22 protein-coding genes are annotated in these 23,851 nt (G+C 72.8%); 14 read left to right on the top strand and 8 right to left on the bottom strand.

Going from position 1 to position 23,851, the window contains the following annotated elements:
* Positions 1–39 precede the first annotated feature (39 nt).
* From M8I34_RS07650 to M8I34_RS07640, 3 genes are read left to right on the top strand one after another with little or no spacing between them, the layout of a single operon-like run.
* Positions 40–825 carry a class E sortase gene (locus M8I34_RS07650; RefSeq protein ID WP_250048510.1) on the top strand — a complete coding sequence of 262 codons (786 nt, stop codon included), beginning with the start codon at positions 40–42 and terminating at the stop codon, positions 823–825.
* Between the two features lie 32 nt (positions 826–857).
* Positions 858–1,091 (top strand): DUF3311 domain-containing protein, encoded by a 234-nt coding sequence (locus M8I34_RS07645; RefSeq protein ID WP_244414614.1) that lies wholly within the window; start codon positions 858–860, stop codon positions 1,089–1,091.
* On the top strand, positions 1,088–2,665 hold the full coding sequence (locus M8I34_RS07640; RefSeq protein WP_250048509.1) for a sodium:solute symporter: 1,578 nt from the start codon (positions 1,088–1,090) through the stop codon (positions 2,663–2,665). Before M8I34_RS07645 ends, M8I34_RS07640 begins: the two co-directional genes overlap by 4 nt.
* On the opposite strand, the gene M8I34_RS07635 is transcribed toward M8I34_RS07640, so the two are convergent.
* From M8I34_RS07635 to M8I34_RS07625, 3 genes are all read right to left on the bottom strand, one after another.
* Entirely contained in the window at positions 2,643–3,602 is a 960-nt protein-coding gene (locus tag M8I34_RS07635; protein ID WP_250048508.1) for an SCO0930 family lipoprotein, read from the bottom strand. The two genes, M8I34_RS07640 and M8I34_RS07635, sit on opposite strands and share 23 nt — an antisense overlap.
* A 186-nt stretch (positions 3,603–3,788) precedes the next feature.
* Entirely contained in the window at positions 3,789–5,339 is a 1,551-nt protein-coding gene (locus M8I34_RS07630; protein ID WP_250048507.1) for an NADH-quinone oxidoreductase subunit NuoF family protein, read from the bottom strand.
* Positions 5,336–5,947, bottom strand: a complete 612-nt coding sequence (locus tag M8I34_RS07625; protein ID WP_244414618.1) for a hypothetical protein — start codon at positions 5,945–5,947, stop codon at positions 5,336–5,338. The genes M8I34_RS07630 and M8I34_RS07625 overlap by 4 nt, the downstream gene beginning before the upstream one ends.
* 715 nt (positions 5,948–6,662) lie before the next feature.
* Here M8I34_RS07625 and M8I34_RS07620 point away from each other — a divergent pair.
* A complete protein-coding gene (locus tag M8I34_RS07620) occupies positions 6,663–7,463 on the top strand; it encodes a CdaR family transcriptional regulator (protein ID WP_078889493.1) in 801 nt (266 codons plus the stop codon).
* Positions 7,464–7,807: 344 nt separating this feature from the next.
* On the opposite strand, the gene M8I34_RS07615 is transcribed toward M8I34_RS07620, so the two are convergent.
* The 3 genes from M8I34_RS07615 to M8I34_RS07605 all read right to left on the bottom strand — a co-directional run bounded on the left by M8I34_RS07615 (position 7,808) and on the right by M8I34_RS07605 (position 12,190).
* On the bottom strand, positions 7,808–9,289 hold the full coding sequence (locus M8I34_RS07615; RefSeq protein ID WP_250048602.1) for a DUF1996 domain-containing protein: 1,482 nt from the start codon (positions 9,287–9,289) through the stop codon (positions 7,808–7,810).
* Between the two features lie 144 nt (positions 9,290–9,433).
* The gene (locus M8I34_RS07610; protein ID WP_250048506.1) at positions 9,434–10,081 is read right to left on the bottom strand and encodes a DUF4142 domain-containing protein; all 648 of its coding nucleotides are present in this window, start codon (positions 10,079–10,081) and stop codon (positions 9,434–9,436) included.
* A gap of 210 nt (positions 10,082–10,291) precedes the next feature.
* Entirely contained in the window at positions 10,292–12,190 is a 1,899-nt protein-coding gene (locus tag M8I34_RS07605) for an AMP-dependent synthetase/ligase (RefSeq protein WP_250048505.1), read from the bottom strand.
* Between the two features lie 161 nt (positions 12,191–12,351).
* Between M8I34_RS07605 and M8I34_RS07600 the strand changes: the two genes are divergently transcribed.
* The 3 genes from M8I34_RS07600 to M8I34_RS07590 all read left to right on the top strand — a co-directional run bounded on the left by M8I34_RS07600 (position 12,352) and on the right by M8I34_RS07590 (position 14,850).
* A complete protein-coding gene (locus tag M8I34_RS07600) occupies positions 12,352–12,657 on the top strand; it encodes a DUF6412 domain-containing protein (RefSeq protein WP_250048504.1) in 306 nt (101 codons plus the stop codon).
* Positions 12,658–12,758: 101 nt separating this feature from the next.
* Positions 12,759–13,853: a YidC/Oxa1 family membrane protein insertase gene (locus tag M8I34_RS07595; protein ID WP_250048503.1), complete on the top strand. Its 1,095-nt coding sequence runs from the start codon at positions 12,759–12,761 to the stop codon at positions 13,851–13,853.
* Between the two features lie 139 nt (positions 13,854–13,992).
* Positions 13,993–14,850 carry a fumarylacetoacetate hydrolase family protein gene (locus M8I34_RS07590; RefSeq protein WP_250048502.1) on the top strand — a complete coding sequence of 286 codons (858 nt, stop codon included), beginning with the start codon at positions 13,993–13,995 and terminating at the stop codon, positions 14,848–14,850.
* 226 nt (positions 14,851–15,076) lie between these two features.
* Here the strand turns inward: M8I34_RS07590 and M8I34_RS07585 are convergent, their stop codons facing one another.
* Positions 15,077–15,565 (bottom strand): heme-degrading domain-containing protein, encoded by a 489-nt coding sequence (locus M8I34_RS07585; RefSeq protein ID WP_250048501.1) that lies wholly within the window; start codon positions 15,563–15,565, stop codon positions 15,077–15,079.
* Positions 15,562–16,674, bottom strand: a complete 1,113-nt coding sequence (locus M8I34_RS07580; protein ID WP_250048601.1) for a Gfo/Idh/MocA family oxidoreductase — start codon at positions 16,672–16,674, stop codon at positions 15,562–15,564. The genes M8I34_RS07585 and M8I34_RS07580 overlap by 4 nt, the downstream gene beginning before the upstream one ends.
* A gap of 65 nt (positions 16,675–16,739) precedes the next feature.
* Between M8I34_RS07580 and M8I34_RS07575 the strand changes: the two genes are divergently transcribed.
* From M8I34_RS07575 to M8I34_RS07545, 7 genes are all read left to right on the top strand, one after another.
* Positions 16,740–17,873: an ROK family transcriptional regulator gene (locus tag M8I34_RS07575; protein WP_250048500.1), complete on the top strand. Its 1,134-nt coding sequence runs from the start codon at positions 16,740–16,742 to the stop codon at positions 17,871–17,873.
* A gap of 76 nt (positions 17,874–17,949) precedes the next feature.
* Positions 17,950–18,726, top strand: coding sequence for a GntR family transcriptional regulator (locus M8I34_RS07570; protein WP_250048499.1), 777 nt, complete (start codon positions 17,950–17,952; stop codon positions 18,724–18,726).
* A 178-nt stretch (positions 18,727–18,904) separates the two neighbouring features.
* Complete coding sequence (locus M8I34_RS07565; protein ID WP_250048498.1) at positions 18,905–20,026, top strand: TIGR03364 family FAD-dependent oxidoreductase; 1,122 nt, start codon at positions 18,905–18,907, stop codon at positions 20,024–20,026.
* Between the two features lie 80 nt (positions 20,027–20,106).
* A complete protein-coding gene (locus M8I34_RS07560) occupies positions 20,107–20,814 on the top strand; it encodes a phosphonatase-like hydrolase (protein WP_284050082.1) in 708 nt (235 codons plus the stop codon).
* Between the two features lies 1 nt (position 20,815).
* The gene (locus M8I34_RS07555) at positions 20,816–22,078 is read left to right on the top strand and encodes an ABC transporter ATP-binding protein (RefSeq protein WP_250048497.1); all 1,263 of its coding nucleotides are present in this window, start codon (positions 20,816–20,818) and stop codon (positions 22,076–22,078) included.
* Positions 22,071–23,039, top strand: a complete 969-nt coding sequence (locus M8I34_RS07550; RefSeq protein ID WP_284050073.1) for a 2-aminoethylphosphonate ABC transporter permease subunit — start codon at positions 22,071–22,073, stop codon at positions 23,037–23,039. Before M8I34_RS07555 ends, M8I34_RS07550 begins: the two co-directional genes overlap by 8 nt.
* Positions 23,026–23,823 (top strand): ABC transporter permease subunit, encoded by a 798-nt coding sequence (locus M8I34_RS07545; RefSeq protein WP_250048495.1) that lies wholly within the window; start codon positions 23,026–23,028, stop codon positions 23,821–23,823. Before M8I34_RS07550 ends, M8I34_RS07545 begins: the two co-directional genes overlap by 14 nt.
* Positions 23,824–23,851: the final 28 nt, after the last annotated feature.

Raw genomic sequence — 23,851 nt, 5'->3', positions numbered from 1 at the left:
CCTCTGGTGGCTTGTGCCCGCAGGGCTTACGGTGCCCGCGTGCGGGAGCGGATACCGGTAGTCGTACAGGGGCGGCGCACCCGTCGCTCCCGTGCCGCGCGGGCGCTGTGGACGGGTGCGGAGCTGGCCGTGACGCTCGGCGTCGTCCTCCTGCTGCTCGTGGTCCACCAGCTGTGGTGGACCAACCGTCAGGCGCAGCACGCGGCACACGACCAGGTGGCGCGGCTGGAGCGGCAGTGGGACGCCGGGCCGCCGTCATCCGCCGCGCCCCCGGCGGCCGGTGACGACGAGGCAGCGGCGCGGACGCCGGAGAGCGCGCCGCCGTCCGGCAGGCCCGCCCACCGCGCCGCCGGCCGGCCTCCGCCGCCCGCCCGGGACCTCGCGTACGCCGTCCTGCGCATTCCCCGGATCGGCCTCACCGCGCCCGTCGCCCAGGGCGTCGGCAAGGCCGCGGTCCTCAACAAGGGCTATGTCGGCCACTATCCGCACAGCGCGCAGCCCGGCGAGGCCGGCAATGCCGCGCTGGCCGGGCACCGCAACACCCATGGCGAGCCGTTCCGTCACCTCGACCGGCTGCGCACCGGCGACACCGTCCTCATCGACACCGCCGAGGCCCGCTACACCTATGCCGTCCGGCGCATCCTGGCGCGGACCACACCCGCCGACGGCACGGTCCTCGCCACGGTCCCGTACAGCAGCGTGCACCCCTCCTACCGCTTCACGGCGCCAGGCGCCTATCTCACCCTGACGACCTGTACGCCCGCCTACACCTCCGCCTACCGGCTGGTGGTCTGGGGAGTGTTGCGGTCGACACAGTCACGGTGAGGGCGGCGGCGCGTCGCCTAGGCTCTCGCCCCGTGCGAAACGAGTCCCGCGCCGGGCGGACCCCGGGTTCGAGAAAGCGCCCCGCGCTGCTGTGGCTGCTGCTGCCGTATGTGCTGTTCCTGGCGGCGCTGCCGCTGGTGAACCGGGTGACACCGACCGTGCTCGGTCTGCCGTTCCTGTTCTTCTGGATGCTGGTGGCGACGCTGGCGACACCGCTGTCGGTGTGGCTGGCGCGACGCGGCGACATAAAGCGGGGCCGGGTATGAACGCCACGGTGTCCACCGCCGTGTTCGGCGGCTTCATGGTGCTCACCGTCGTCCTCGGCCTGCTCGCGGTGCGCGGCCGCGGCTCCGGCGGGGGGCTGACGGAGTGGTCGGTGGGCGGCCGGAGCCTGGGCACCGTCTTCATCTGGGTGCTGATGGCCGGTGAGAGCTATACGAGCTTCAGCTACCTCGGCGCGGCCGGCTGGGGCTACAACTTCGGCGCCCCGGTGCTCTACGTCCTGGCCTACATGTCCTGCGGCTATGCGCTCGGGTACGTCGTCGGGCCGATGCTGTGGGCCTACGCCCGCCGGCACGGCCTGGTCGGCATCACCGACATGATCGCGCACCGCTACCGGTCGCCCTGGCTCGGCGCCGCCGTCGCCCTGCTGGCCACCGTCTGCCTGCTGCCGTACATCCAGCTCCAGATCACCGGCATGGGCGTGGTCGTGTCCACCATTTCCTACGGCGCCATCAGCCTCAACTGGGCCTATTTCCTGGCCTTCGCCGTCACCACCGGCTTCGTCGTGGTCAGCGGACTGCGCGGCAGCGCCTGGGTGTCGGTGCTCAAGGACGTCCTCGTCATCGGCACCCTCGGCTTCCTCGCGGTCTATGTGCCGCTGCACTACTTCGACGGCTACGGCCCCTTCCTGGACCGGATAGTCGCCGAGAAGCCGCAGTGGCTGGCCTTCCCGGGCCATGCGTCGGGCGGTCTGGGCTCGGTCTGGTTCGTCACCACCACCGTGGTCAACTCCCTCACCGTGGTGATCTTCCCGACGACCGTGGCGGGCTATCTGGGCGCCCGCAACGCCGATGCGCTGCGCCGCAACGCGATGTACCTGCCCTTCTACAACGTGCTGTTGTTCGTGCCGATGCTGCTGGGGATGGCGGCGCTGTTCGTGGTGCCCGGGCTGGTGGGCGCGGACTCCAATCTCGCGCTGTTCAAGCTGGTGGTGGACTCCCTTCCGGCCTGGGCCGTGGGGCTGATCGGGGTGGCCGCCGCCCTCTCCTCCATCGTGCCGATGGCCGTTTTCATGCTGGTCATCGGCACGATGTGGGGGAGGAGCGTGCTGGGCGCGCTGTCGCGTGCGGGCGGCGGGGCAGCCGGGGAGGCTTCCGGGGAAGGACGCCCGGGGGCGTCGGGCGGGCGGCAGAAACTGTGGTCGCAGCTGGTCGTGGTGGTGGCCGGCGCGCTGGCGCTGCTGCTGACCTACACCGCCCCCGACACCCTCGTCCGGCTGTCCTTGATTTCGTACGAGGGCATGGCGCAGCTCGTGCCGATGCTGCTGCTGGGGCTGGTGTGGCGGCGGCTGACGCGATGCGCCGCGGTGAGCGGCCTGGTGGCGGGCTTTGCGCTCGTCTGTGTCCTGGTCTTCGGGGGACACGACCCGGTCTGGGGGATGAACGCGGGGATCGTCGCTCTCGCCGTGAATGTGGCGGTGGCGCTCCTGGTCACCTGGCTGGGGCCGCGCGATACGGACGAGAGGCCGGACGCCGAGGTGCTGGCGCTGGAGGACGAGTTCCCCCGGGACGGTGCGTTGCCGCAGGGCGGTGCGGTCAGCCCTCCGGTGTCGTCGTGATCTTCTTGCCCTCCTTGGAGACCGCGAACCACAGGCCCATCTTGCCCTGGCCGTTGATGTCACCGGGCTGCTCGTCGCCGGTGAACCAGTAGACCGGCCAGCAGTCGACGGCCAGCTGACGGGTGCCGTCGGGGCGGGTGACGGTGCTGATGAGCTTGGGGGCGATGCCGTTGAGCTTGGAGCGGTCGGCGGGCTTGGCGGGCTTCCAGGTGTCCAGGCAGGCGTCGTTGCAGCCGAACTTCATCGGCCAGGCGCTGTCCTTGTTGAAGCGGTAGAGGGTGCGGCCCTTGCCGTCGACGAGGATCGAGCCGAGCTGGGGGTGGTCGAACACCGAGACGTCGCCGGGCTTCTGGGCGCCGGCCTTCTTGCCGTCGGAGGCCAGCGCGTTCCAGGTGCCGCCCACGCCCTGGCCCTTGGTGTCGCCGGGCTTGGTGTCCTTGGCGAAGCGGTAGGCGGGCCAGCCGCCGATGGTGAGCTGCTTGGTGCCGTCGGCGCGGGTGACCGAGCCGAGCTTGCTCTTGTCGATGCCGGCCGGGGCGCTGGCGCCGTCGGCGGGGACCACCGGCCAGGTGGTGGCGCAGGAGCCGGAGCAGTTGGACTTCGACGGGTCCGGGGTGTCCTTGTCGAAGCGGTAGAGGGTCATGCCCTTGGAGTCGGTGACGACCGGGCCGAGCTTGGCGTCCTGGTGCAGGGCCAGCGTGCCGGCGCTGGGGGCGGCCTGCGGGGCCTTGCCGCCGGTGTTGGCGGTGTCGCCGCCCGCCTGGCCGCCGCCGCCGGAGGAGCCGTAGCCGTAGTCGCTGGTGCCCTGTCCTGCGGGCTGGACGTTGTCGGTGGTGGGGGTGCCGGCGCTCTGGTTGCCGCTGCTGCCGCAGGCGGCGGTCAGGGCCAGGGTGGCGACCGCCGTGGCCGCGAGACCCGCACGACGTCGAGTGATCATGATGTCTCCTCTGTCGGGTGGTGATTCCGTCGCTTGCTGAGGTGGTGGCTGAGAAGGTGGCCCGGGTGCCGTGGTGGCCCGGGGCCCCGGCGGGGTGCCGTCGCCGGGGGAATACGGGCTACGGGGTGCCGGGCGTTCAACGGAGCCGAAGAATTTTCTCCGCGGGCAAAAACCCTGCCCGGCACCTCAGTTGCCGCCCTGTACCCGCAGCGCGAGTGCCGGGCAGCGGCGCACCGCGAGCTGCGCACGGCGCCGCATCCGGGCCGGCAGCGGCATGCTGGCCTTCTCCGGATAGCCGTCCGGGCCCAGCTTGATGATGCCGGGCACCACATCCGCGCACAGGCCGTGGCCGCGGCACAGCGTCCAGTCGACCAGCAGCCTCTCCTGCGGCGGCGCGGCGGACTTGGGCGGGGCGGTCGGCGGCGTCGGCACGGTGGACGGCAGCGGCCGGCTCCCGGTGACCGGCAGCGCGCCGGTCACCGGGCGGCCGCATCCGAACCCCTGCGCATGCCGCTCGAACTCCTCGGGGAAGGCGCCGAGGGCCGAGGCGACGAAGCGCGAGGTGCCGTCCGGATGGCTGCACGCGCCGCGCTTCTCGACGGCCCGCATCCGCGCCTGTACGGCCTCCAGGGCGCCGGCACCGCCGCCCCGTACGGCGCGGTCGAGCTGCTCGGCGAGGGCGGGCAGTCCCAGCACGCAGGGGCCGCACTGGCCGGCCGATTCGGCGCCCATCCACTGGGCGACACGTACCGTCTCGCCCGCGGGGCAGGTGTCGTACGGCAGCGGCAGCACCGCACCGGCACCGAGCACCGCCTTGTACTCGGCCAGCGACTCCTTCGACAGCTTCGCGGTCAGCGCGTCGGCCGGGGACACGAAGGTGCCGTGGTAGCCGCCGATCAGCACGCCCTGGCCCTGGTCCATGCCGCACAGCGCCAGGACCCGGGCCAGCGAAACCCCGTAGGGGACCTCCACGACCATGCTGCCGGCGACGGTCAGCAGCAGCGTGCCGGGCTCCGTCGGCAGGCCCGCGGTGCGGTAGCCGAGCGCGCCGAGCCGGGCGGCCACGGCGAGCTGGGCGTAGGTCTCGGTGTTCGACAGCAGGGTCGGCACACCGTTCAGGCCGCGCTCGCTGGAGCGGATCTTGCGGCCCGAGGGGAGGCCGGGGCCGCCGCCCAGCCCGTTCGTCATCGCGGAGCCCTCGCCGGTGACGAAGCGTTCGGTCAGCAGGCTGACCCGTAACGTCGGCCGCACCGGGCCCCGTTCGTCGATCGCGCGCTGCACCGAGCTCAGGACGTCCAGACGGGTCACCCCGATGGCGACCTCGTGGGCGCCCAGGGCGTCGGCGGCCAGCAGGGCGCCGTCGATCACCAGGTGCGGCGCGTGCAGCAGCATCGCGGTGTCCTTGAGGCAGCTGGGCTCGCCCTCGCTGCCGTTGACGACCACCGCGCCCTTGCCGTCGGCCTTGCGCATCCCGTCCATGACGGCGGTCAGCTTGCGGGCGAAGGGGAAGCCCGCACCTCCCCGGCCGCGCAGATCGATGTCCTCGGCCAGCGCCACCAGCTCCGTGGAGTTGAGCTGGGGCAGGCTGCCGTGCCGGGACAGATGCGCCACCCGGTCCATGCGCGGCATCTCGTCGAGGCCGGCCAGCAGCCGGGGCGGACCGAAGGACGCCAGCGTCGGTACGGGCTCCGGGCCGGGGACGACCGGGAGCGGGCGGGTAGGGGCGGGGGCGGTCATGGGAGTTCTCCTGTGTTCCTGCGTGAGTCGCGCATCCGCAGCGCGAGTCGTACGGCCACCGCGACGAGGCAGATGGCATAGCCGACGAGGGCATAGCCGGCCGCGGGGCGGCCCGCCCTGAGGCCGTGCACCAGGGCCAGCCCCCAGGCGGCGTACGCGCTCATGTGCAGCCCCCGCCACCACCGGGAGGCGGTGATGCCGGTGAAGGCGCCGCGCACCGCGCCGGTCACCGCGACGGCGATGAACACGTAGGCGGCGAGGGTGCCCAGGCCGATGAGGCCGGGGCGGGCGCCATCGGTGAAGGGCACCGCGGCGGCCGCCGCATCGGTGTGGCCCTCGGTGACCTTGACCCAGATGTGCAGGCCGAGGAAGCCGAGGCCGGCGACGCCGGTGCCGCGGTGCACGGCCTGGGCGAGCAGCCGGTGGCCGGACTTCAGCACCATCCGGTCGGTGGCGGCCAGGCCCCACAGCACGGTGACCGACAGGGAGACCAGCGCGAGCACCCCGGCGCCGAAGTCGAGGAAGTTCATCAGGCCGTCCATCGCGCCGGAGCGCAGCATGACGGCGAGGAAGAGCAGCAGTGCGGCCGGAAGCGCCGGGCGGAGCACGGCAGTTCCGGCGAAGCCGCCGGCCGGTCGGCGGGCCGGCGGCCCGGGTTCGTTCGGGGGACGCCGGGGGCGAGGCACGAAAGGCGAAGGCCGGGCTCGGTGTGCGGCGCGTCGGCTCTGCATACGCGGTGCGGACATCGGACCTCCCGGTGTCAGGGCGCGGGTGCGGGATGCGAATTTCGATGAAATCTCCCGGGGGCGTAATTTGCCCGGGGCTTTTGTTCGGGTGACCCCCGGTAACACTAAACATTCTGTAACCGGTCGGATACGCAGGGCCGTAATCCGGATGTGTAAAAGCATCTCCGAACGCGTTCAGGCTTTCGTAAGGTTTATCGCGCTGTGACAAATTCCTGCACTGGCATCGCGGTCCCGCGGGGTGACTCCGGATGATGCCGACTCAGGCGCACGGGGGGCGCCAATCCCCAGTAACAGCCGCATCCCCGCCAGGATCGAGGTAGCGATGTGTGATCTCCTGAACCGCATCTGGTCGCGTCCACGAGGTGAGTGGAACCGGGTAGTCAGAAATGAACTTCCGGATCTCGCCGACAAGTTGGTCGCGGAGTTGCAACGCGGATTTCCCGCATTGTCCGCACTTCTCGGGGATACTCCCGTAGAAGAGGCACAATGGGCACTTGAACAGGCCTTGCTGACAGTTCTTGGGTACCAAAAAGAGTCGGAGAGTAAACCTCGGGCAGTACCGTCCGTTGTGACTCCGATGCCCGTGGCCCGGGCGCGTCAGGACCTGTTCGATGTGCTCGCCGGACAACGGGAGCTGCCGGAGGAGGGCTTGGCCGACCTGTCCCGCGCGGCGGGCTGGCCGATCCCCGAGACCCTCCAGGCCGTGGTCCTCGCCACTCCCGCAGAAGCCGCCCAACTCGCCGCGGCGCTCGGGCATGCCCTCATCGGCTCCGTCGACGGGTACACCTGTCTGTTCGTCCCCGACCCGGCCACCCAGACCCGGGCCCGCCTGGAGGCGGCGCTCAAGGGCAGGCCGGCCGCGGTCGGACACGTCGTCCCGGCCACCGACACCGCGTCGTCGCTGCGGTGGGCCCGCTATCTGCTGACGCTGGCCCCGGGCCGGGTCGGCCCGGAGTCGCGGCCCGCGTTCGTCGACGACCATCTCTCGGCGCTCCTGCTGCTCCAGGACGAGTCGCTGGCGGACGCGCTGACGTCCCGCTGGCTGGGCCCGCTGGAGGAGCTGACGCCGCGGCAGAGCGAGCGGCTCGAAGTCACGCTGCTGGCGTGGCTGGAGGGCGGCGGAGCACCGGAGGCGGCCAAGCTGTTGCATGTGCACCCGCAGACGGTGCGCTACCGCCTGCGCCAGATCGAGAAGCTCTTCGGTCCGGTGCTGCGTGATCCGCGTACCCGCTTCGAGCTGGAGATGGCGCTGCGCAGCCGCCGTCTGATGGCGCATGTCCGCAGCTACCGCGCACGGGCCGGCCGCCGGGCGCGGGCCGTCGCCTCGTCCATACGCCCGCTGGGCGTCGCCCGCGAGGCCCGCGTCAACGGTCTTTGAGGCACGGTTGACCCACCGAGCCCGTTGAGCTGACGGCCGGCCGGTACGGCGAGAGCCTTCCGGTACCGCGACAGCCTGCCGGCGCAGAGCGGCGGCCCCGACCCCCGGGAATCCGGGTCGGGGCCGCCGCTTTGTGATGTCCCAGGGGGCCGTGGGTCTCGCAGGGGGCAGCTCTCCGGGGAGGCCCCTGAGTCCCTTAGGGGGCAGCCGTCCGGGGAAGCTCGTGAGTCCCTCAGAGGGCGCCTCCCCGAGGTGGCCCGTGAGCGCCCCAGGGGACACGTCCCCCAGGGCGCCCGTGAGCCCCTTGGGGGACATCTCCTCCAAGGGGCTCACGGGCGGGATCCTCAGGTGCAGTTACGGCCGCCGTTGATGCAGTCGACGGCCTTGCTCATCAGCTGGTCCGGCATCACGTTGATGAAGTCACCGTGGTCGGTCACCGGTTTGTGCAGCTGTTCGGGGAAGCTGTCCACCGCGAAGCTCTGGCCCTGCGGGACGTCGTAGGTGATCCGCTGGACGAGCTGCGGGATCGCCTTGAAGCCTTGGGGGCAGGCGCCGTTCTGGTCCGAGAACGTCACGTGGTCCCGGTGGTTGCCGCTGTCGATGTCCTGGCCGTTCCAGCAGTTCTGGAAGGCGAAGGTCCGCACGACCTGCGAGCCCTGGGGGCACAGCGGGTACTTGTCCTTCAGCTGCCGGTCCTCGAAGCCGGTGCAGCTCCAGGAGGCGTTGGCGTTCTTCGTGCCGTTGGTGAACGCCTTGGCGTCACCGGTGATGATCTTCATGAAGCGGGGCATCGCCTCGACCTGGCCGACCTGGCTGCCGCGGAACGTCAGGGTCACCGTGGCCGGGGTCAGCGTCGTGCCGACGTTGGCGTCCTGCGCGGCTCCCGGCTTCTGCTCCGCGTTGCCGTCCAGCTTGCGCAGCACGGGCCAGTAGTGGGTCGACTGGTCGCCGTTGTCGCAGGTGGTGTCGGAGGCGGCGAGCTTGTTGTCGTTGGCGAAGGCGTCGGTGGCCTTGTTGCCGACGTAGTCGTGGGTGTGGTGGGCGCCGTTGCTGACCCCCGGCGTCACGATGACGTTGTCGGAGTTGAAGTGGCCGTCCTCATTGCGGCCGCACTCGGTGGTGAAGGTGCCCGTCGAGGCGTTGCCTCCCTGGGGGGCGGCGAACGGCGGGGCGTCCGCGTTCGGCTGGACGTTGTTGATGTCGACGAAGTCGTCGGGGGAGGGACCGCCGGCCTGGCCCTGCTGGCCGCCCTGCTGGCCCTGCTGGTCCTGGCCCTGTTGGTCCTGGCCCTGTTGGTCCTGACCCTGCTGGTTCTGGTCCTGCTGGTTCTGATCCTGGTTCTGGTCGGCGCCCTGGGTCTGGTTCTGCCCCTGGTACCAGCCGTCCTGCACGGACTTGGTGGAGTCGCTGCCGCCCGCGCCGGCGCCCTCGTCCACCGGCTTGGTGGTACAGCCGCTCATCTTCAGCAGATAGCTGGGCCGCTTGGTGTTCTTGGCTATCGCGCTGACCATCATCTTGATGGTCTTCTGCCGCTGCGCCTTGAGCGGGTTCAGCACGTCGGCGCCGCTGCCGCCCATCATCTTGTGGTAGGCGTCGTGCACCTGCTTGTCGAGCGAGGACAGCCCCTTGGAGACCGAGAGCTGTGCACTGCGCGGAACGGTGCGCAGCCGTTCCCCCACATCGGGGCAGGAGATGGTGATGGCGGACGCGGTGTGCTGCTGGTGGCCGGACATCGTGTCCGGCGTGTTGTTGCCGGCCAGCGCCGTGGTGGCGTAAGCGGCCAGTCCGCCGCCGCCCAGCAGCAGGGCGGTGCCGCCGATGAGCATTCTGTTCGTCAAACGCGAGCGTTTATGGGCCTGTTGCCGTTGCCTCATGAGATCACTTCGCTTCGTCCGATGTGAGGGGTGTCGTCCTGTTTCGGTTCACAGAGGGTCGTGATGGGCGCCTCCCAACGGGGTGCCTGCGCCAGGTCAGCTGGTGTGCAGGGTGTTGAAGTCGACCCGACCGGTCTTCTCCAGGAACGTGATGTGGTCCAGCACGACGTCGTTGGCGCGGTCGGCCAGAGCGCGCACCATCGTGTTCGTGGTCTGGTCACGGACCAGGGCCACCAGCCCGAAGACCTTGCCGTGTGCCCGGCGCAGCAGCTCCGCGAACAGCGGGTCGAAGTCCTTGCCCTGGGCGGCGTTGAGCTGCCCGAGCCAGCCCTGCTGGGCGGCGTTGGGCTCACTGGGCAGGTCGATGCCCAGCGCCCGCCCGGCCTCGTTCGACCGCCGGTCCAACTCGGTGTGTCCCGCGATGAGATGGGCGCCGGCCGTGCGGACGGCGGTGGTCGTCCCGCGCTGCTGTGCCATCCGGCCCGAGGGCAGCTCCCACAGCCCGGCCAGCTTGACCTTGCGTACGAAGTCCCGGTCCATCGCGGTGAGCGGACCGTAGCGGGTGCCGACCGTGCCCCCGCCGTCGTCGTCGTACGTGAGGGTGGTGGTCGCCGCGGCAGCGGACTCGCCGAAGAGCTGGACGGGCAGCAGCAGCGCCGCGAGCGTGGCCACGAGCGCAGATACCACCAGTCCCGTGGCGATGGTCCGCCCGGATGTTGCGGAATTGCTGAGGATGGACCGCACACGGCCTCCCGGTTCGTCACTACTGGAATCCCACCGGACGCTAAGTGCCGCACCGGGCCCGCGGGCCCGGGTCCTCACCCCTGGACAAATAACGGCCGGGCCCGCCGCGGCACTGCTACGGTGCGCGGGCGGGCCCGGCCGGAATACGGGTGACGTGCGTCGGATTTCGTATGCCCGGCCGGGCCCGTCCAGCGCGGTGTGCGGCCGCGCTCAGCGCGCGTACAGCCCGGCCGTCGCCCATCTGCGACGGTCCCGCCGCGTGCCGGGCTCCTCGTGCTTGCCCTCCGCGTACAGGGCGTCGATCTCCGCCGCATACGTCCGCACGATCGCCGCGCGCCGCAGCTTCAGCGACGGTGTCACCAGCCCCGACTCCTGGCTGAACTCGCCCGGCAGCACCCGGAAGGCGCGGATCGACTCGGCCCGCGACACCGACGCGTTCGCCCGTGCCACCGCCCGCCGCACCTCCGCCTGCAACTGCTCCTCCGGCGACGGTGCCGTGCTGTCCGCGCCGGGCTCGTCACGCAGCCTGCGCCAGTGCGCCAGCGCCTCCGGGTCCAGCGTGATCAGCGCGGTGACGTACGGCCGGTTGTCGCCGACCACCACACACTGCGAGACCAGCGGATGGGCGCGCAGGCGCTGCTCCAGCCCCTGCGGGGCCACGCTCTTGCCGTTGCTGGTGATGATGACGTCCTTCTTGCGGCCGGTGATGACGAGATAGCCGTCCTCGTCCAGATGCCCCAGGTCGCCGGTCGGCAGCCAGCCGTCGTACAGCCCGCTGCCCGGTGAGCCGCCCTCCTCCAGGTAGCCGGCGAACACCACCGCACCGCGCACCCACACCTCACCGTCCAGCGCCAGATGCACCGCGCTGCCCGGCAGCGGGAGGCCCACCGTCCCGAACCGCACCCGGCCGGGCGGCTGCACGGTGATCGCGCCGCTGGTCTCCGTCAGGCCGTAGCCGTCATAGACGGTGATACCGATCCCGGCGAAGAGCAGCCCCAGCTCGCGGAAGAGCGGCGAACCGCCGGAGACCGCGGTGCGCACCCGGCCGCCCAGCGTCTCCCGGATACGGGAGTACACCAGCCGGTCGTAGAGCGCGTGCCGGGCCCGCAGGAACGGGTCGGGACCGCGCCCGGTGCCCCGCGCCTCCTCCGCGAGCGCCTCCGCGTAGCGCACCGCCACCGTCATCGCCGCGTCGAACGTCCGCAGCCGGCCCGCCGCTTCCGCCGCGAGCCGGGCGCGGGCGCAGATCTTCTCGAAGACGTACGGCACCGCGAACAGGAACGTCGGACGGAACGAGGCGAGGGCCGGCAGCAGCTCCGCCGACGTCACATCCGGCTGATGGGCGAGCTTCACCCCGCCGCGCAGACACGCCACCTGCACCATCAGCCCGTAGATGTGGGCGAACGGCAGAAACGCCAGCAGCGACGGCCGCTCGCCGGGCGCGGCCAGCAGCCCGCCCCAGCCCGCGTACAGGGTGTCGCACTGGGCGGCGAGATTGGCGTGGGTGATCACACAGCCGCGCGGGCTCCCGGTGGTCCCCGACGTGTACACGATCGCCGCGACACTGTCCGGGTCGACCATGTGCCGCAGCCGGTGCACGTCCGCCTCGGGCAGCCGGGTGCCCTCCTCCGTCAGCCGCCGGACGCAGTCCAGGTCCAGCTGCCAGAGCCGGCGCAGCGTGGCCCGCTCGTTGCAGGCCTCGGCCACGGTCATGGCCTGCGCCTCGTTCTCGACGATGATCGCGGTGACCTTCGCCCCGACGAGGATGCAGCGCAGCTGTTCGGCCGATGCGGTCGGATAGACCGGTACCAGCTGCGCGCCCACCGCCCACAGCGCATAGGTGAACAGCGTCCACTCGTAACGCGTCCGGGACATCACCGCGACCCGGGTGCCGGGCCGGACCCCGTCCGCCAGCAGCCCCCTGGCCAGGGCCATGACTTCGTCCCGGAATTCCGCCGCGGACACCTCCTGCCAGCCGCCGGACGCTCTGCCGTCGCGGCGGGCGAGCTGAGCGAAGTCCGGCTGGTGCGTGGCGGTGTCGAATACGGAGTCGGCGAGACCGCCGGTCCGCAGTGGCGCCGCCAGGGCCGGAACGCTGATGTCGCGCACAGCACCTCCTAGGTGTTCCCCCTTGGTCCCCCTGCTCCGCCGTCCGTCCCGACGGCAGGGGGGCAAGTTATCGGCCGGTCTCCCGGCTGCCCAGATGTGTGGCTACTCTTGAGCGGAAGCCGATAAGTCTTGACGACCGGACAACCTGAGGAGGGCGCTGGATGTACCGCATCGTCGAAGCCTGGCGCCTGTACACCTCGGCACTCTTCTTCGTCCTGGCGGGCTTCCTGCTCACGCAGACCGGGCTCACCACCGCCCTGACCGCCGCCGCGACCACCGGCGCGCTGCTGCTCCTGTGCCGCGCCTTCCTGATCGCGGCCTGCGCCCGGCCCGTACCACCGGGCCGGATCCGTACGGCCCTGCGCGACCGCGAGCGGCGTACGGCCTTCCTGCCCCAACGTGATCCCGACGCGGCCGGCCGGCCGCGTCCCCGAGCACCGGGCCGTCCCCTCCCGACGGCCGCGTAGGCGCACGGTCAGGTCACCGCACCGCACCGCAATGCGCGTCCGCGCGGCTCGTCACGCCGAATCCACATCCCGGCACGACGAGACCCGTGGAGGGCTCACCCATGTCCATGTTCGGCTTTCTCGGCGACGCGCTGGCGCACGGCGCCGAGGCGCTCGCCCCGCTCTTCGGCCCCGCGGCCATGGCCGCCACCATCGTTCTGTGCACCCTCGGCGTCCGCGCCGCGCTGCACCCGCTCGCCCGCGCCGCGGCCCGTGGCGAGAAGGCCCGCTCGGCGCTCGCCCCGCAGCTCGCCGCACTCCAGCGCACACACAAGGGCAACCCCGAGCGGCTCCAGAAGGCGACGTCCGAGCTATACGCCGAGACCGGCTCCTCGCCCCTGGCCGGCTGTCTGCCGACCCTGCTCCAGCTGCCCGTCTTCTTCGTGATGTACCACCTGTTCTCCACCGGGGGCGGCGGTCTCCTGGACCACACGCTGCTGGGCGCGCCGCTCGGCGGTCACTGGAGCGAGGCGCTGGCCGACGGCGGAGTCTTCGGGCCGCACGGCCTGGTCTATCTCGCGCTGTTCGTGGTGATCGCGGTGGTCGCCACCTGGAACTTCCGGCGGGCCCGGGCCACGATGGCCAAGACCCCGCAGCCGGCCGCGGGCGGCAGTGCCGCGGTGCCCGGCATGGCCTCCATGGCCAAGGTGATGCCGCTGCTGTCCTTCGGCACGCTGATCACGGTGGCCGTGGTGCCGCTGGCCGCCGGGCTCTACATGGTCACGACGACGGCCTGGACGGCGTGCGAGCGGGCGCTGCTGCACCGGGACCGGGGGAGCGAGGACCGGGACGCGGCCACCGCGGCGGCCTCCGCCACGGGGAAGCCGGCGCCGGCAGGCGGCAAGGGGAAGGCGGCTGCGGCCCCCGCCAAGGGGAAGCCGGCCCGCGCCAAGAAGACGGCGGAGGCGGGTGCGGCGCGGACGGCGTCGTCCGGGGCGCAGGTGCCCGTACCTGCTGACGGTGCGTCGGGTGTCGGCGCTCCGCGGCAGGGCCCGGCGCCGCAGCGTGCGGGCGGTAAGGGGGCGCCGAAGAGCCGCGCGGCACGGCAGCGGGCGGCGCGGGCGCGGGCCAACTCCCGGGCCGCCGCCCGCCCGGCCGACGGGGCGGAGCCGCACGGGGGCGGGGCTTCCGGGGAGATCGTTACTACCGCTCAGTAACGGTCCAGTCCTTGAACGGGGTCTTGCGGACTGGACCCCGTTCTTGGACGATCAGCCAAATCGCTCGATGGCCGTCCCCCATCGGCCGGCCCGGAAATCCCTTTCCAGGGCCGACCCTTCGACCACGGGAGTGGAACCGATGAAGCTGCTGCGTGTCGGAACTGTGGGGGCGGAACGCCCGGCGCTGCTCGACGGGGACGGGGTCCTGCGGGACCTGTCCGTCCTGGTGCCGGACATCGACGGAGCGCTGCTCGCGGATGACGGGGCGCTGGCCCGGATCCGTGCCGCGGCCGCGTCCGGCGACCTGCCCCGGCTCGACGCGGCCGGACTGCGCACCGGTCCGCCGCTGGCCCGGATCGGCAAGATCGTGTGCATCGGGCTGAACTACCACGACCACGCCAGGGAGACGGGGGCCGCGACCCCCGAGGAGCCGATCCTCTTCATGAAGGCCCCGGACACGGTCATCGGCCCCGACGACACGGTGCTGGTCCCGCGGGGCAGCGTGAAGACCGACTGGGAGGTCGAACTGGCCGTCGTCATCGGCCGCAGGGCCCGCTATCTGGAGAGCGACGAGCAGGCGCTGGCGGCGGTGGCCGGCTATGCGGTGGCGCACGACGTCTCCGAGCGCGCCTTCCAGATCGAACGCGGCGGCCAGTGGGACAAGGGCAAGAACTGCGAGACGTTCAACCCGCTGGGACCGTGGCTGGTGACCGCCGACGAGGTGCCCGACCCGCAGGCCCTGGGCCTGCGGCTGTGGGTCAACGGCGAGCTGAAGCAGGACGGCACGACCGCCGAGCAGATCTTCCCGGTGGCCGAAGTCGTCCGCTACGTCAGCCAGTTCATGACCCTCCACCCGGGCGACGTCATCAACACCGGCACCCCGGCCGGCGTCGCCATGGGCCGGCCGGAACCCAAGCCGTATCTGCGGGCCGGTGATGTCGTGGAGCTGGAGATCGACGGCCTGGGCCGCCAGCGCCAGGAACTCAAGGACGCCTGAGCGGCGGTGCGGTGCGGCAGCGCGGCGGTGTGGCGGTGCGGCGGCGCGGTGGCACGGCAGGGGGAGGCCCCGGTCGGTCCGGGGTTCTCTCTCCCGCCGTGCGCGGGCAGTCGGGCCGTGCCCATGACGGGCAGTCGGGCCGTGGCCACGTACGGGCAGTTGGGCCGTCCGTGCCCGTGACGGCCAGTTGGTCCGCGCCCACGGCGAGCAGTTGGTCCGGGCCCCCTCAGCCCGCCGCGAGGAACCGCTCCAGCCCTGCCACCACCAGCGCGTGATCGTCGGCCTGGGGCAGTCCCGACACCGCGACCGCGCCGACCACACCCGTCCCGCGCAGCCGGACCGGGAACGCCCCACCGTGCGCGGCGTAGCGGTCCGGGTCCAGCCGGGAGGACTCCTCGAAAGTGCGGCCCTTGGCGCGGAAGCGGGCGCCGACCAGGAACGAGGACTCGCCGTAGCGTTCGACGACGGCACATTTGCGGGCGATCCAGGCGTCGTTGTCGGCGGAGGTGCCCGGCAGCGCGCAGTGGAACAGCTGCTGGGCGCCGCGCCGGATCCCGACCGTCACCGCGGCGCCGCGCTCGCGCGCCAGCTCCACCAGCAGCGAGCCCAGGCTCCAGGCGTCCTCGTTGCTGAAGGCGTCGAGGACCAACCGGTCTTCCTGCGCCGCCAGTTCGCGGATCTCCTCGTCCGCCGCCCGCGGACCGGCCGGGCTCATGCGCGCTCCTCGATCCGGACCGTACGGCCTTCGGCGGCGGAGAGCTTCGCGGCCTCCAGGACGCGCAGCGCGGCCGCCGCCTCGGTGGCGGTGACCGGTGGCCGGCCGCCCTCGCGCAGCGCCCGTGCGATCGCGGCGTAGTACGCGGGGTAGTCGCCCGGCAGGGTCGGTACGGGCTCGCCGCCCCCGGCCCGCGGGGACGCCCCGGCGCCCAGCCGGCCGTATGCGGACTCCGGCTCCACGCCCCACTCGGCGCCCTCGTCGCCGGGGCGGCGGCCCTCGCGCAGCGCGGCCTCCTGCGGGTCCAGGCCGTGCTTCACATAGCCCGCCCTGCTGCCCAGCACCCGCAGGCGCGGGCCGAGCATGGCGGTGGTGGCGCTCATCCACAGGTGGGAGCGGACGCCGCCGGCATGGGTGAGGGCGATGAAGGAGTCGTCGTCGGCCTCCGCTCCCGGGCGGCGGACCTCGGACTCGGCGTAGACGGACACGGCCGGGCCGAAGAGGACCAGCGCCTGGTCGACGAGGTGGCTGCCGAGGTCGTAGAGCAGTCCGCCGATCTCCGCCGGGTCGCCGGACTCCCGCCAGCCGCCCTTGGGCTCGGGCCGCCAGCGCTCGAAGCGGGACTCGAAGCGGTAGATGTCGCCGAGCGCGCCCTCCTCGATCAGCTTGCGGGCGGTGCGGAAGTCGTTGTCCCAGCGGCGGTTCTGGAAGACGGAGAGCAGCAGGCCGCGGTCCTCGGCGAGCGCGGCGAGCCGCTCGGCCTCGGCGGCGGTCGCGGCCAGCGGCTTGTCGACCACCACCGGCAGACCGGCCTCCAGCGCGGCGGTGGCGAGTGGCACATGCGTCTTGTTCGGCGTCGCCAGCACGATCAGATCGAGGTCCGCGGCGCGCGCGAGCACCGCCTCGGGGGTGTCGACCGTACGGACTCCCGGGTGCTCGGCGCGGGCCTGTGCCTGCCGCTCCGGGTTGGCCGTCGAGACGGTGTCGAGCCGGAGGCCTTCGGTGGCCGCGATCAGCGGGGCATGGAAGACCGAGCCCGCCAGGCCGTAGCCGATGAGGCCGACGCGGAGCGGGTCATGGGGGGCGGCGGTGCCGGGGGAGTCGCTCATCTCGCTCATGGCTCCCACTTAAGCAACGGTGTTGCCAAAGTGCAAGCGATGCGGACAATGGGTGGGTGAGCAGCAACGACATCTCCCACGGCGGCTTCGTCGGCAACCCGGGCGCCAACCTTCCCGCCCTGCGCGGCCACAACGCCGCACTGGTGCTCGGGCTGCTGCGTGCGGCCGGCGAGGAGGGCGTCAGCCGGCTGGAGCTCGCCGACCGCATCGGGCTGACCCCGCAGGCCGTCAGCAAGATCACCGCCCGGCTGCGGGCCGACGGCATGGTCGCCGAGGCGGGCCGCCGGGCCTCCACGGGCGGTAAGCCCGCCACCGTCCTGCGGCTGGTCCCCGGCGCCCGGCACGCCGTCGGGCTGCACCTGGACCGCGATGAGCTCACCGCCGTACTCGCCGACCTCGCGGGCGAAGCGGTCGCCGTACGCCGCGCCCCGCTCGCCTTCGAGGCGGGCGCCGGGCAGGTGCTCGCCACCGCCGGACGGGAGGTCGCGGCGCTGCGCGCGGAAGCCGGCGGGCCGCCGGTGCTGGGCGCCGGGGTGGCCTGCCCCGGCCCGCTGGACCACCTCACCGGCGTCCTGCACCGGGTCACCGGCGCGCCCCGGTGGGACGGCTTTCCCCTGCGGGACGCCCTCGCCGAACGGCTCGGCCTGCCCGTCGTCCTCGACAAGGACACCAACGCGGCGGCACTCGGCCTGGCCCACGGCATACCGTCGGGCGCCGGCTCGTTCGGCTATCTGCATCTGGGCACCGGCCTCGGCGCCGGGCTCGTCCTGGGCGGCAGCCTGTACCGCGGCGCGCGTACCGGCGCAGGGGAGTTCGGCCACCAGATCGTGCAGTGGGACGGGCCGCGTTGCGGCTGCGGGCGGCGCGGCTGCATCGAGGCGCTGTGCCTGGCCGCGGTGGCGCGCGGCGACCTGCCGGGCGCGGCGCGGGCGCTGGGCGTGGGCGCCGCCAACCTCGTCGAGCTGCTGGACATCGACCGGGTGCTGCTCGGCGGGCGCACCGTCCTGGAGCATCCCGAAGCCTTCCTCGGGGGCGTGGCCCAGGCGCTCGACGAGCAGGCCGGCACCCGCGGCAGGGCCGGTGCCGGGCGCGCGGTGCCGGTGGCGCTCGCCCGGGGCGGTGCGCGGGCGGTCGCGGACGGGGCGGCGGAACTGGTGCTGGCGCCGCTGTTCGGGGCGCGGCAGTCCTGAGTCTCGGGGGGGGAGGGGGCTGCCGCCCCCCTGGCTGCCGCCTCCCGTCCCCCCGCCGTGATGCGAAGATCGCGGCGTGGAGTTCCCGTACGGCCAGGATCCTGGCGCACCCATCCGGTCCGGCGTCCCCGAGCACGGACGCATTCCCAAGTACTACGCGGCCAAGGTGGAAATCGCCGCGCTGCTGGAGGAGTTGGGCGAGGGGGAAGTGCTGCCCGCCGAGCGCGAGCTGGCGCAGCGCTTCGAGGTCTCCCGCGAGACCCTGCGCCAGGCGTTGCGGGAACTGATCCTGGAGGGGCGGCTGCGGCGGCTGGGGCGCGGCACGGTCGTCGCGGGCCCCAAGATGGAGCAGCCGCTGTCGCTCGCGAGCTACACGGAGGGCGTACGCGGCCAGGGCCGCAAGCCCGGCCGGCACCTCATCAGCCTGGACCGGTTCCCCTGCCCGCCGCAGCTCGCCGGTGATCTGGGGCTCGAAGTGGGCGACGCCGTATGGCACATGGAGCGGGTGCTGCTCGCCGACGACGAGCGGGTCGGCCTGGAGAGCACCTATGTCGCGGTCGAGAGGGTGCCGGACCTGGCCGCCGGCTTCGCGCCGGACTCGTCCTTCTACGCCTACCTCCACCAGCGGCTGGGCATCGGCTTCGGCGACGCGGACGAGCGCCTGGAGACCGTCCTCGCCACCCCGCGCGAGGCGCTGCTCATCGGCACGCCGGGCGCGCTGCCGATGCTGCTGATCCACCGGCTGTCGCGGGACACCGAGGGCCGCCCCCTGGAGCGGGTGCGCTCGCTCTACCGGGGGGACCGGTTCTCCTTCACCACCCATCTGGGGACGCCGACGCCGACACCGGGCTGAGCGGCGGGAGCGTCCCCGGCGCGCCCGGAGCCCAGGGACCGCCCCGGCCCTTCACCCCGAACCAGCACCCCAAAGGTCACGAGAAGATAACGGGTCTAGGCCAACTTTGGGACCCTGTTCACCGTCGCGTCGCCGCGTCACCCCCGAGGGGCCACCCACCGCCGCGACCGTCTGGGGCATGCGAGTCATAGTTGTCGGAGCCGGTGTGCTGGGGACCATGCATGCCTGGCACGCAGTCGAGCGGGGCCATGACGTCCTGCACATCGAGCGCGAGGCCGAGGCCCGCGGCGCCTCGGTCCGTAACTTCGGACAGATCTGGATCAGCGGCCGGGCCGGCGGCGAGGAGCTGACGACCGCGCTGCGCGCCCGCGAGCTGTGGGAGGGCATCGGTGCCCGCGTTCCCGGGCTCGGCTTCCGGGCCATCGGCTCGCTGACCGTCGCCAGGAACGCCGCCGAGCTGGCCGTCGCCGAGGCCGCCGCCCGCCGCCCCGACGCCGCCGCCCGCGGCTACCGGATGCTGGACGCCGGCCAGGCCCGCGACCGCAACCCCGCCCTGCGCGGCGAGTTCGCCGGTGCGCTGTGGTGCGAGCGGGACGCCGCCGTCGAGCCGCGAACCGCCCAACGCGTCCTGAAGGAGGCGCTGCTGGGCTCCGGCCGGTACACGTACCTCGGCGGCCGTGAGGTCCGTGAGGTGGTCGGCGAGCGGGCCGTACGCGACGACCACGGCGACGTCCACCGCGGCGACGCCGTCCTCCTCTGCACCGGCGCCTGGCTCGGCGGTCTGGTCCGTGAGCTGGTGCCCGATCTGCCGGTGCGCCGGGTGCGGTTGCAGATGATGCAGACCGACCCGCTCGGCGAACCGCTGACCACCTCCGTCGCCGACGCCGACAGCTTCCGCTACTACCCGGCGTACCGGAGCGACGCCCTGGACGCCCTCAACGCGGGCCAGGCGCAGGCGCCGACCGCCGCCGCGCACAAGATGCAGCTGCTGATGGTCCAGCGGGCCGACGGCGGACTGACCATCGGCGACACCCATGAGTACGCGACGCCGTTCGCCTTCGACACCGTCGAGGAGCCGTACGAGCACCTGACCGGGGTCGTCGAGTCGATCCTCGGCCGCCCGCTGCCCCGTATCCGCCACCGCTGGGCCGGGGTCTACGCACAGTGCACCGACACCGCGCGCGTGGTGCACCGCCAACAGGCGCGCGACGGCGTCTGGCTGGTCACCGGGCCCGGCGGGCGCGGCATGACCTGTTCCCCGGCAATCGCCGAGACCACCGCGAACGAACTGGGCTGGTGAGAAAGTTGACGCACCCCGGCAGCACCCCGCACCCCGACGGCCCCCCGGACCCCGGCAGCACCCCGGGCCCCCACAGCTCCCTGGACCTCCACAGCACCCCCGACCCCCGCCACATCCGGCTGGTCGTCCTCGACATGGCCGGTACCACCGTCGCCGACGGCGGCCTGGTCGAGCAGGCCTTCGACGCCGCCGCCCGCCGGCTGGGCGTCGAACCGGGCAGCCCCGACCACGCCGAGAAGCTCGCGTACGTACGGGCCACCATGGGCGAATCCAAGATCTCCGTCTTCCGTCATCTCTTCGGCGACGAGGCCGCCGCCCAGCGCGCCAACACCGCCTTCGAGGCGGCATACGGGGAACTGGTCGACGGCGGACGGATCGCGCCCGTGCCCGGTGCCCGCGAGGCCATCGAGACGCTGCGGGCGGCCGGCCGCACCGTCGTGCTCTCCACCGGCTTCGCCCGGGTCACCCAGGACGCCCTCCTCGGCGCGCTCGGCTGGCAGGACCTGGTCCCGCTCACCCTCTGCCCGGCCGACGCGGGCGGCCGCGGCCGCCCCTACCCCGACATGGTCCTCACCGCGCTGCTGCGCACCCGCGCCACCGACTCCGTCCAGCGGATCGCGGTGGCCGGCGACACCTCGTACGACATGCTCTCCGGGCGGCGGGCCGGTGCCTCGGTCGTCGCCGGTGTGCTCACCGGTGCGCATGACAGGCCGCAGCTGGAGTCCGCCGGCGCCACCCACGTCCTCGGCTCGGTCGCCGAACTGCCCGCGCTGCTGGGGGTGGTGTGAGATGCCCGCCCCGGCCCTCACGGCACCCGGCCGGGCCGCCGGCCGGCCCACCGCCCCGGCCGAGCCCGTATCGGGCATCCGCTTCGACCACGTCTCCGTGGCCTACGGGAAGCACGGGCAGCACACCGTCCTGGACTCCTTCGACCTGACCGTCGAACCGGGCGAGGTGATGGCCCTGCTCGGCCCGTCCGGCTCCGGCAAGACCACCGCGCTGCGGGCGGTCGCCGGCTTCGTCCGGCCGGTTTCCGGGCGGGTGCTGATCGGCGGCCGGGACGTGACCGGGCTGCCGCCCTACAAGCGCGGGATCGGCATGGTCGTCCAGCAGTACGCGCTGTTCCCGCACATGAAGGTCGCCGAGAACGTCGCCTTCGGACTCAGGGCGCAGAAGACACCGCGCGCCGAGATCCCCGGACGGGTCGCCGAGGCGCTGGAGATGACCGGGATGGCCGCCTACGCAGGCCGGCACCCGAGGGAGCTGTCCGGCGGACAGCAGCAGCGGGTCGCCATCGCGCGGGCGCTCGCCATCCGCCCCCGCGTGCTTCTTCTGGACGAACCGCTGTCCGCGCTCGACGCCCAGCTGCGTTCCGGCATGCTCGCCGAACTCGCCCGGCTGCACCGCGAGTTGCCCGATGTGTCGATCCTCTACGTCACCCATGACCAGGTCGAGGCGCTGACCCTGGCCGACCGGATCGCGGTGCTGGACCGGGCCCGGCTCCAGGACTGCGGCACCCCGCAGCAGCTCTACCGCCGCCCGCGCACCGAGTTCACCGCGTCCTTCGTCGGCACGGCGAATCTGCTGCCGGTGACGGTGCGCCGGGGCGGCGACGGCAGGAGTGCCGGAGACGGTGACGCAAACGGAATCGGAAACGGCGACGGAAACGGTGCCGGAAAGGGCGACGGAAAGGGCGACGGAAAGGGTGACGGCGTCGACTTCGCCGGCCGGACGCTGACCGTGCCCGTCGGCGACGGCGTGGCCGAGGGCGCCACCGCCACCCTCTGTGTGCGCCCGCACCTCATCGGCCTCGGCGAGAGCCCGCACGGCGACGGCCACGGCACCACCCTCCGCGGCACGGTCACCGAAGTGCAGTGGCGCGGCTCGACACACCGTCTGTACGTGGCGGTCGACGGCCACCGCGTCCTGGCGGACGTGCGCGAACTTCGCGAGACACCGGCGCTGGGCGAGCAGGTCGCCCTGCACTTCGCGCCCGAGGACGCGGTCCTCATCCCGGCGGGGCTCACCGAGGACGGTGTCCACGATGCCTAGGACGGTCAGGGCGGAGAGGGCAGTCAGCGCGGATATGGCGGCTAGGGCGGATGGGGCGGATGGGGCGCAGGGGGCCCGCCCGCCGGCCCGGCCCCGCCGCACCCGGGCCGCCCTCTGGGCCCTGCCGCCCGTCGCCGCCCTCGCCCTGGTCTTCCTCTACCCGCTGGCCCTGGTGGTGTGGCAGTCCTTCACCCCGGAGGACGGTGGCCACTCCACCGCCCCCTACACCGCGGTCCTCGCCGAGGCCTCCTTCCGCGAGGCGCTGACGAACACCGTGCTGATCGCCGTCGGCGCCACCGCCGGCGCACTGCTCCTCGGGCTGGCGCTCTCCCTCGTCATCGCCTTCGTCCCGTTCCCCGGAGGCAGGGCGCTCAGCCGCTTCATCGACATCTTCCTCGCCTTCCCCTCCTTCCTGATCACCCTCGCCCTGCTGTTCCTCTACGGCACCGTCGGCATGGCCAACGGCCTGTGGACGGAGATGACCGGCGCCGCCCGCGGACCGCTGGACTTCCTCCACACCCCCTGGGGCGTACTGCTCGCCGAGATCACCTACTTCACCCCGTTCGTGATGCGGCCGCTGCTCGCCGCCTTCTCGCAGGTGGAAACCGGGCAGTTGGAGGCCGCCGCCTCACTCGGCGCCCGGCCCTGGCGGATCGTGCGGAAGGTGATCCTGCCGGAGGCGCTGCCCTCGCTCGCGGCGGGCGGCTCGCTCGTCCTCGTCCTCTGTCTCAACGAGTTCGGGATCGTCCTCTTCACCGGCGCCAAGGACGTCGTCACCCTGCCGATGCTCGTCTACACCAAGGCGATGCTCGACGGCGACTACACCGGAGCCTGCGTCGTCGCCGTCGTCAACGTCGCCCTGTCCGTCGCGCTCTACGCCCTGTACCGGACCGTGGCGTCCCGTACGGGCGGCGGCGCCGGCCCGCGTACAGGAGGTGCGCCCCACCGTGCTGGTGCATAGCAGGCCCGCCCGCCGGGCCCTCCACATCCTCTTCTTCGTCCTCTTCCTGCCCGTCTTCGCGCTGCCGCTGCTGGTGATCGTCGCCGCGTCCTTCGCGAGCAGCTGGAGCGGCCCGCTGCCCTCCGGCGCGACCCTGGCGCACTATCAGGACATGGCGCGCGGCGAGGCGCCGACCGCCCTGCTCACCAGCGTCCTGACCGCGCTGGCGGCGAGCGTCATCGCACTCGCCGCCGGCACCTGGGCGGCCCTGGCCGCCGAGCAGCTCGGCCGCCGCGCCCGCCGCCTCCTCGACGGGCTGTTCCTGCTCCCCGTCGCCGTCCCCTCCGTGGTCGTCGGCCTCTCCCTGCTGGTGGCCTTCTCCCAGCCGCCCTTCCTGCTCAACGGCACTCCCCAGATCGTGATCATCGCCCACACCGTGCTGGTCACCGCCTTCGCCTACCAGTCCGTGACGGCCGCGCTGACCCGCCTCGACCCGGCCTACGAACAGAGCGCCGCCGGCCTCGGCGCCCGCCCCGCCTACGTCCTGTGGCGGGTCAAGCTCCCCCTGCTGCTGCCGTCCCTGACCGCGGCCGCGGGCCTGTGCTTCGCCCTGTCCATGGGCGAGTTGAGCGCCACGATGATGATCTACCCCCCGGACTGGCTGCCGCTGCCGGTCCAGATCTTCGCCGCCACCGACCGCGGTTCCCTCTTCACCGGTGCCGCGCTGGCGGTGGCCCTGATGGCCACCACCCTGCTCGTCCTCCTGGCCGTCTCCCGTATCCGCACCAAGGCCTCCTACCGCTGACCCCCGCAACAGCCGTGCCTGTCCTCCT

This window comes from Streptomyces sp. MCA2 (genome assembly GCF_023544705.1).
In the GTDB taxonomy this organism is placed as follows: domain Bacteria; phylum Actinomycetota; class Actinomycetes; order Streptomycetales; family Streptomycetaceae; genus Streptomyces; species Streptomyces decoyicus.
This window is presented reverse-complemented; position numbering and strand designations above follow the sequence as displayed.

What these genes read in the sequence shown, in the direction of transcription:
- M8I34_RS07640 (WP_250048509.1), top strand. Translation starts at nt 1,088, where the DNA reads ATGAACGCCACGGTGTCCACCGCCGTGTTCGGCGGCTTCATGGTGCTC.
- M8I34_RS07635 (WP_250048508.1), bottom strand. Translation starts at nt 3,602, where the DNA reads ATGATCACTCGACGTCGTGCGGGTCTCGCGGCCACGGCGGTCGCCACC.
- M8I34_RS07630 (WP_250048507.1), bottom strand. Translation starts at nt 5,339, where the DNA reads ATGACCGCCCCCGCCCCTACCCGCCCGCTCCCGGTCGTCCCCGGCCCG.
- M8I34_RS07620 (WP_078889493.1), top strand. Translation starts at nt 6,663, where the DNA reads ATGCCCGTGGCCCGGGCGCGTCAGGACCTGTTCGATGTGCTCGCCGGA.
- M8I34_RS07615 (WP_250048602.1), bottom strand. Translation starts at nt 9,289, where the DNA reads ATGCTCATCGGCGGCACCGCCCTGCTGCTGGGCGGCGGCGGACTGGCC.
- M8I34_RS07600 (WP_250048504.1), top strand. Translation starts at nt 12,352, where the DNA reads ATGTACCGCATCGTCGAAGCCTGGCGCCTGTACACCTCGGCACTCTTC.
- M8I34_RS07595 (WP_250048503.1), top strand. Translation starts at nt 12,759, where the DNA reads ATGTCCATGTTCGGCTTTCTCGGCGACGCGCTGGCGCACGGCGCCGAG.
- M8I34_RS07590 (WP_250048502.1), top strand. Translation starts at nt 13,993, where the DNA reads ATGAAGCTGCTGCGTGTCGGAACTGTGGGGGCGGAACGCCCGGCGCTG.
- M8I34_RS07585 (WP_250048501.1), bottom strand. Translation starts at nt 15,565, where the DNA reads ATGAGCCCGGCCGGTCCGCGGGCGGCGGACGAGGAGATCCGCGAACTG.
- M8I34_RS07580 (WP_250048601.1), bottom strand. Translation starts at nt 16,674, where the DNA reads ATGAGCGACTCCCCCGGCACCGCCGCCCCCCATGACCCGCTCCGCGTC.
- M8I34_RS07565 (WP_250048498.1), top strand. Translation starts at nt 18,905, where the DNA reads ATGCGAGTCATAGTTGTCGGAGCCGGTGTGCTGGGGACCATGCATGCC.
- M8I34_RS07555 (WP_250048497.1), top strand. Translation starts at nt 20,816, where the DNA reads ATGCCCGCCCCGGCCCTCACGGCACCCGGCCGGGCCGCCGGCCGGCCC.
- M8I34_RS07550 (WP_284050073.1), top strand. Translation starts at nt 22,071, where the DNA reads ATGCCTAGGACGGTCAGGGCGGAGAGGGCAGTCAGCGCGGATATGGCG.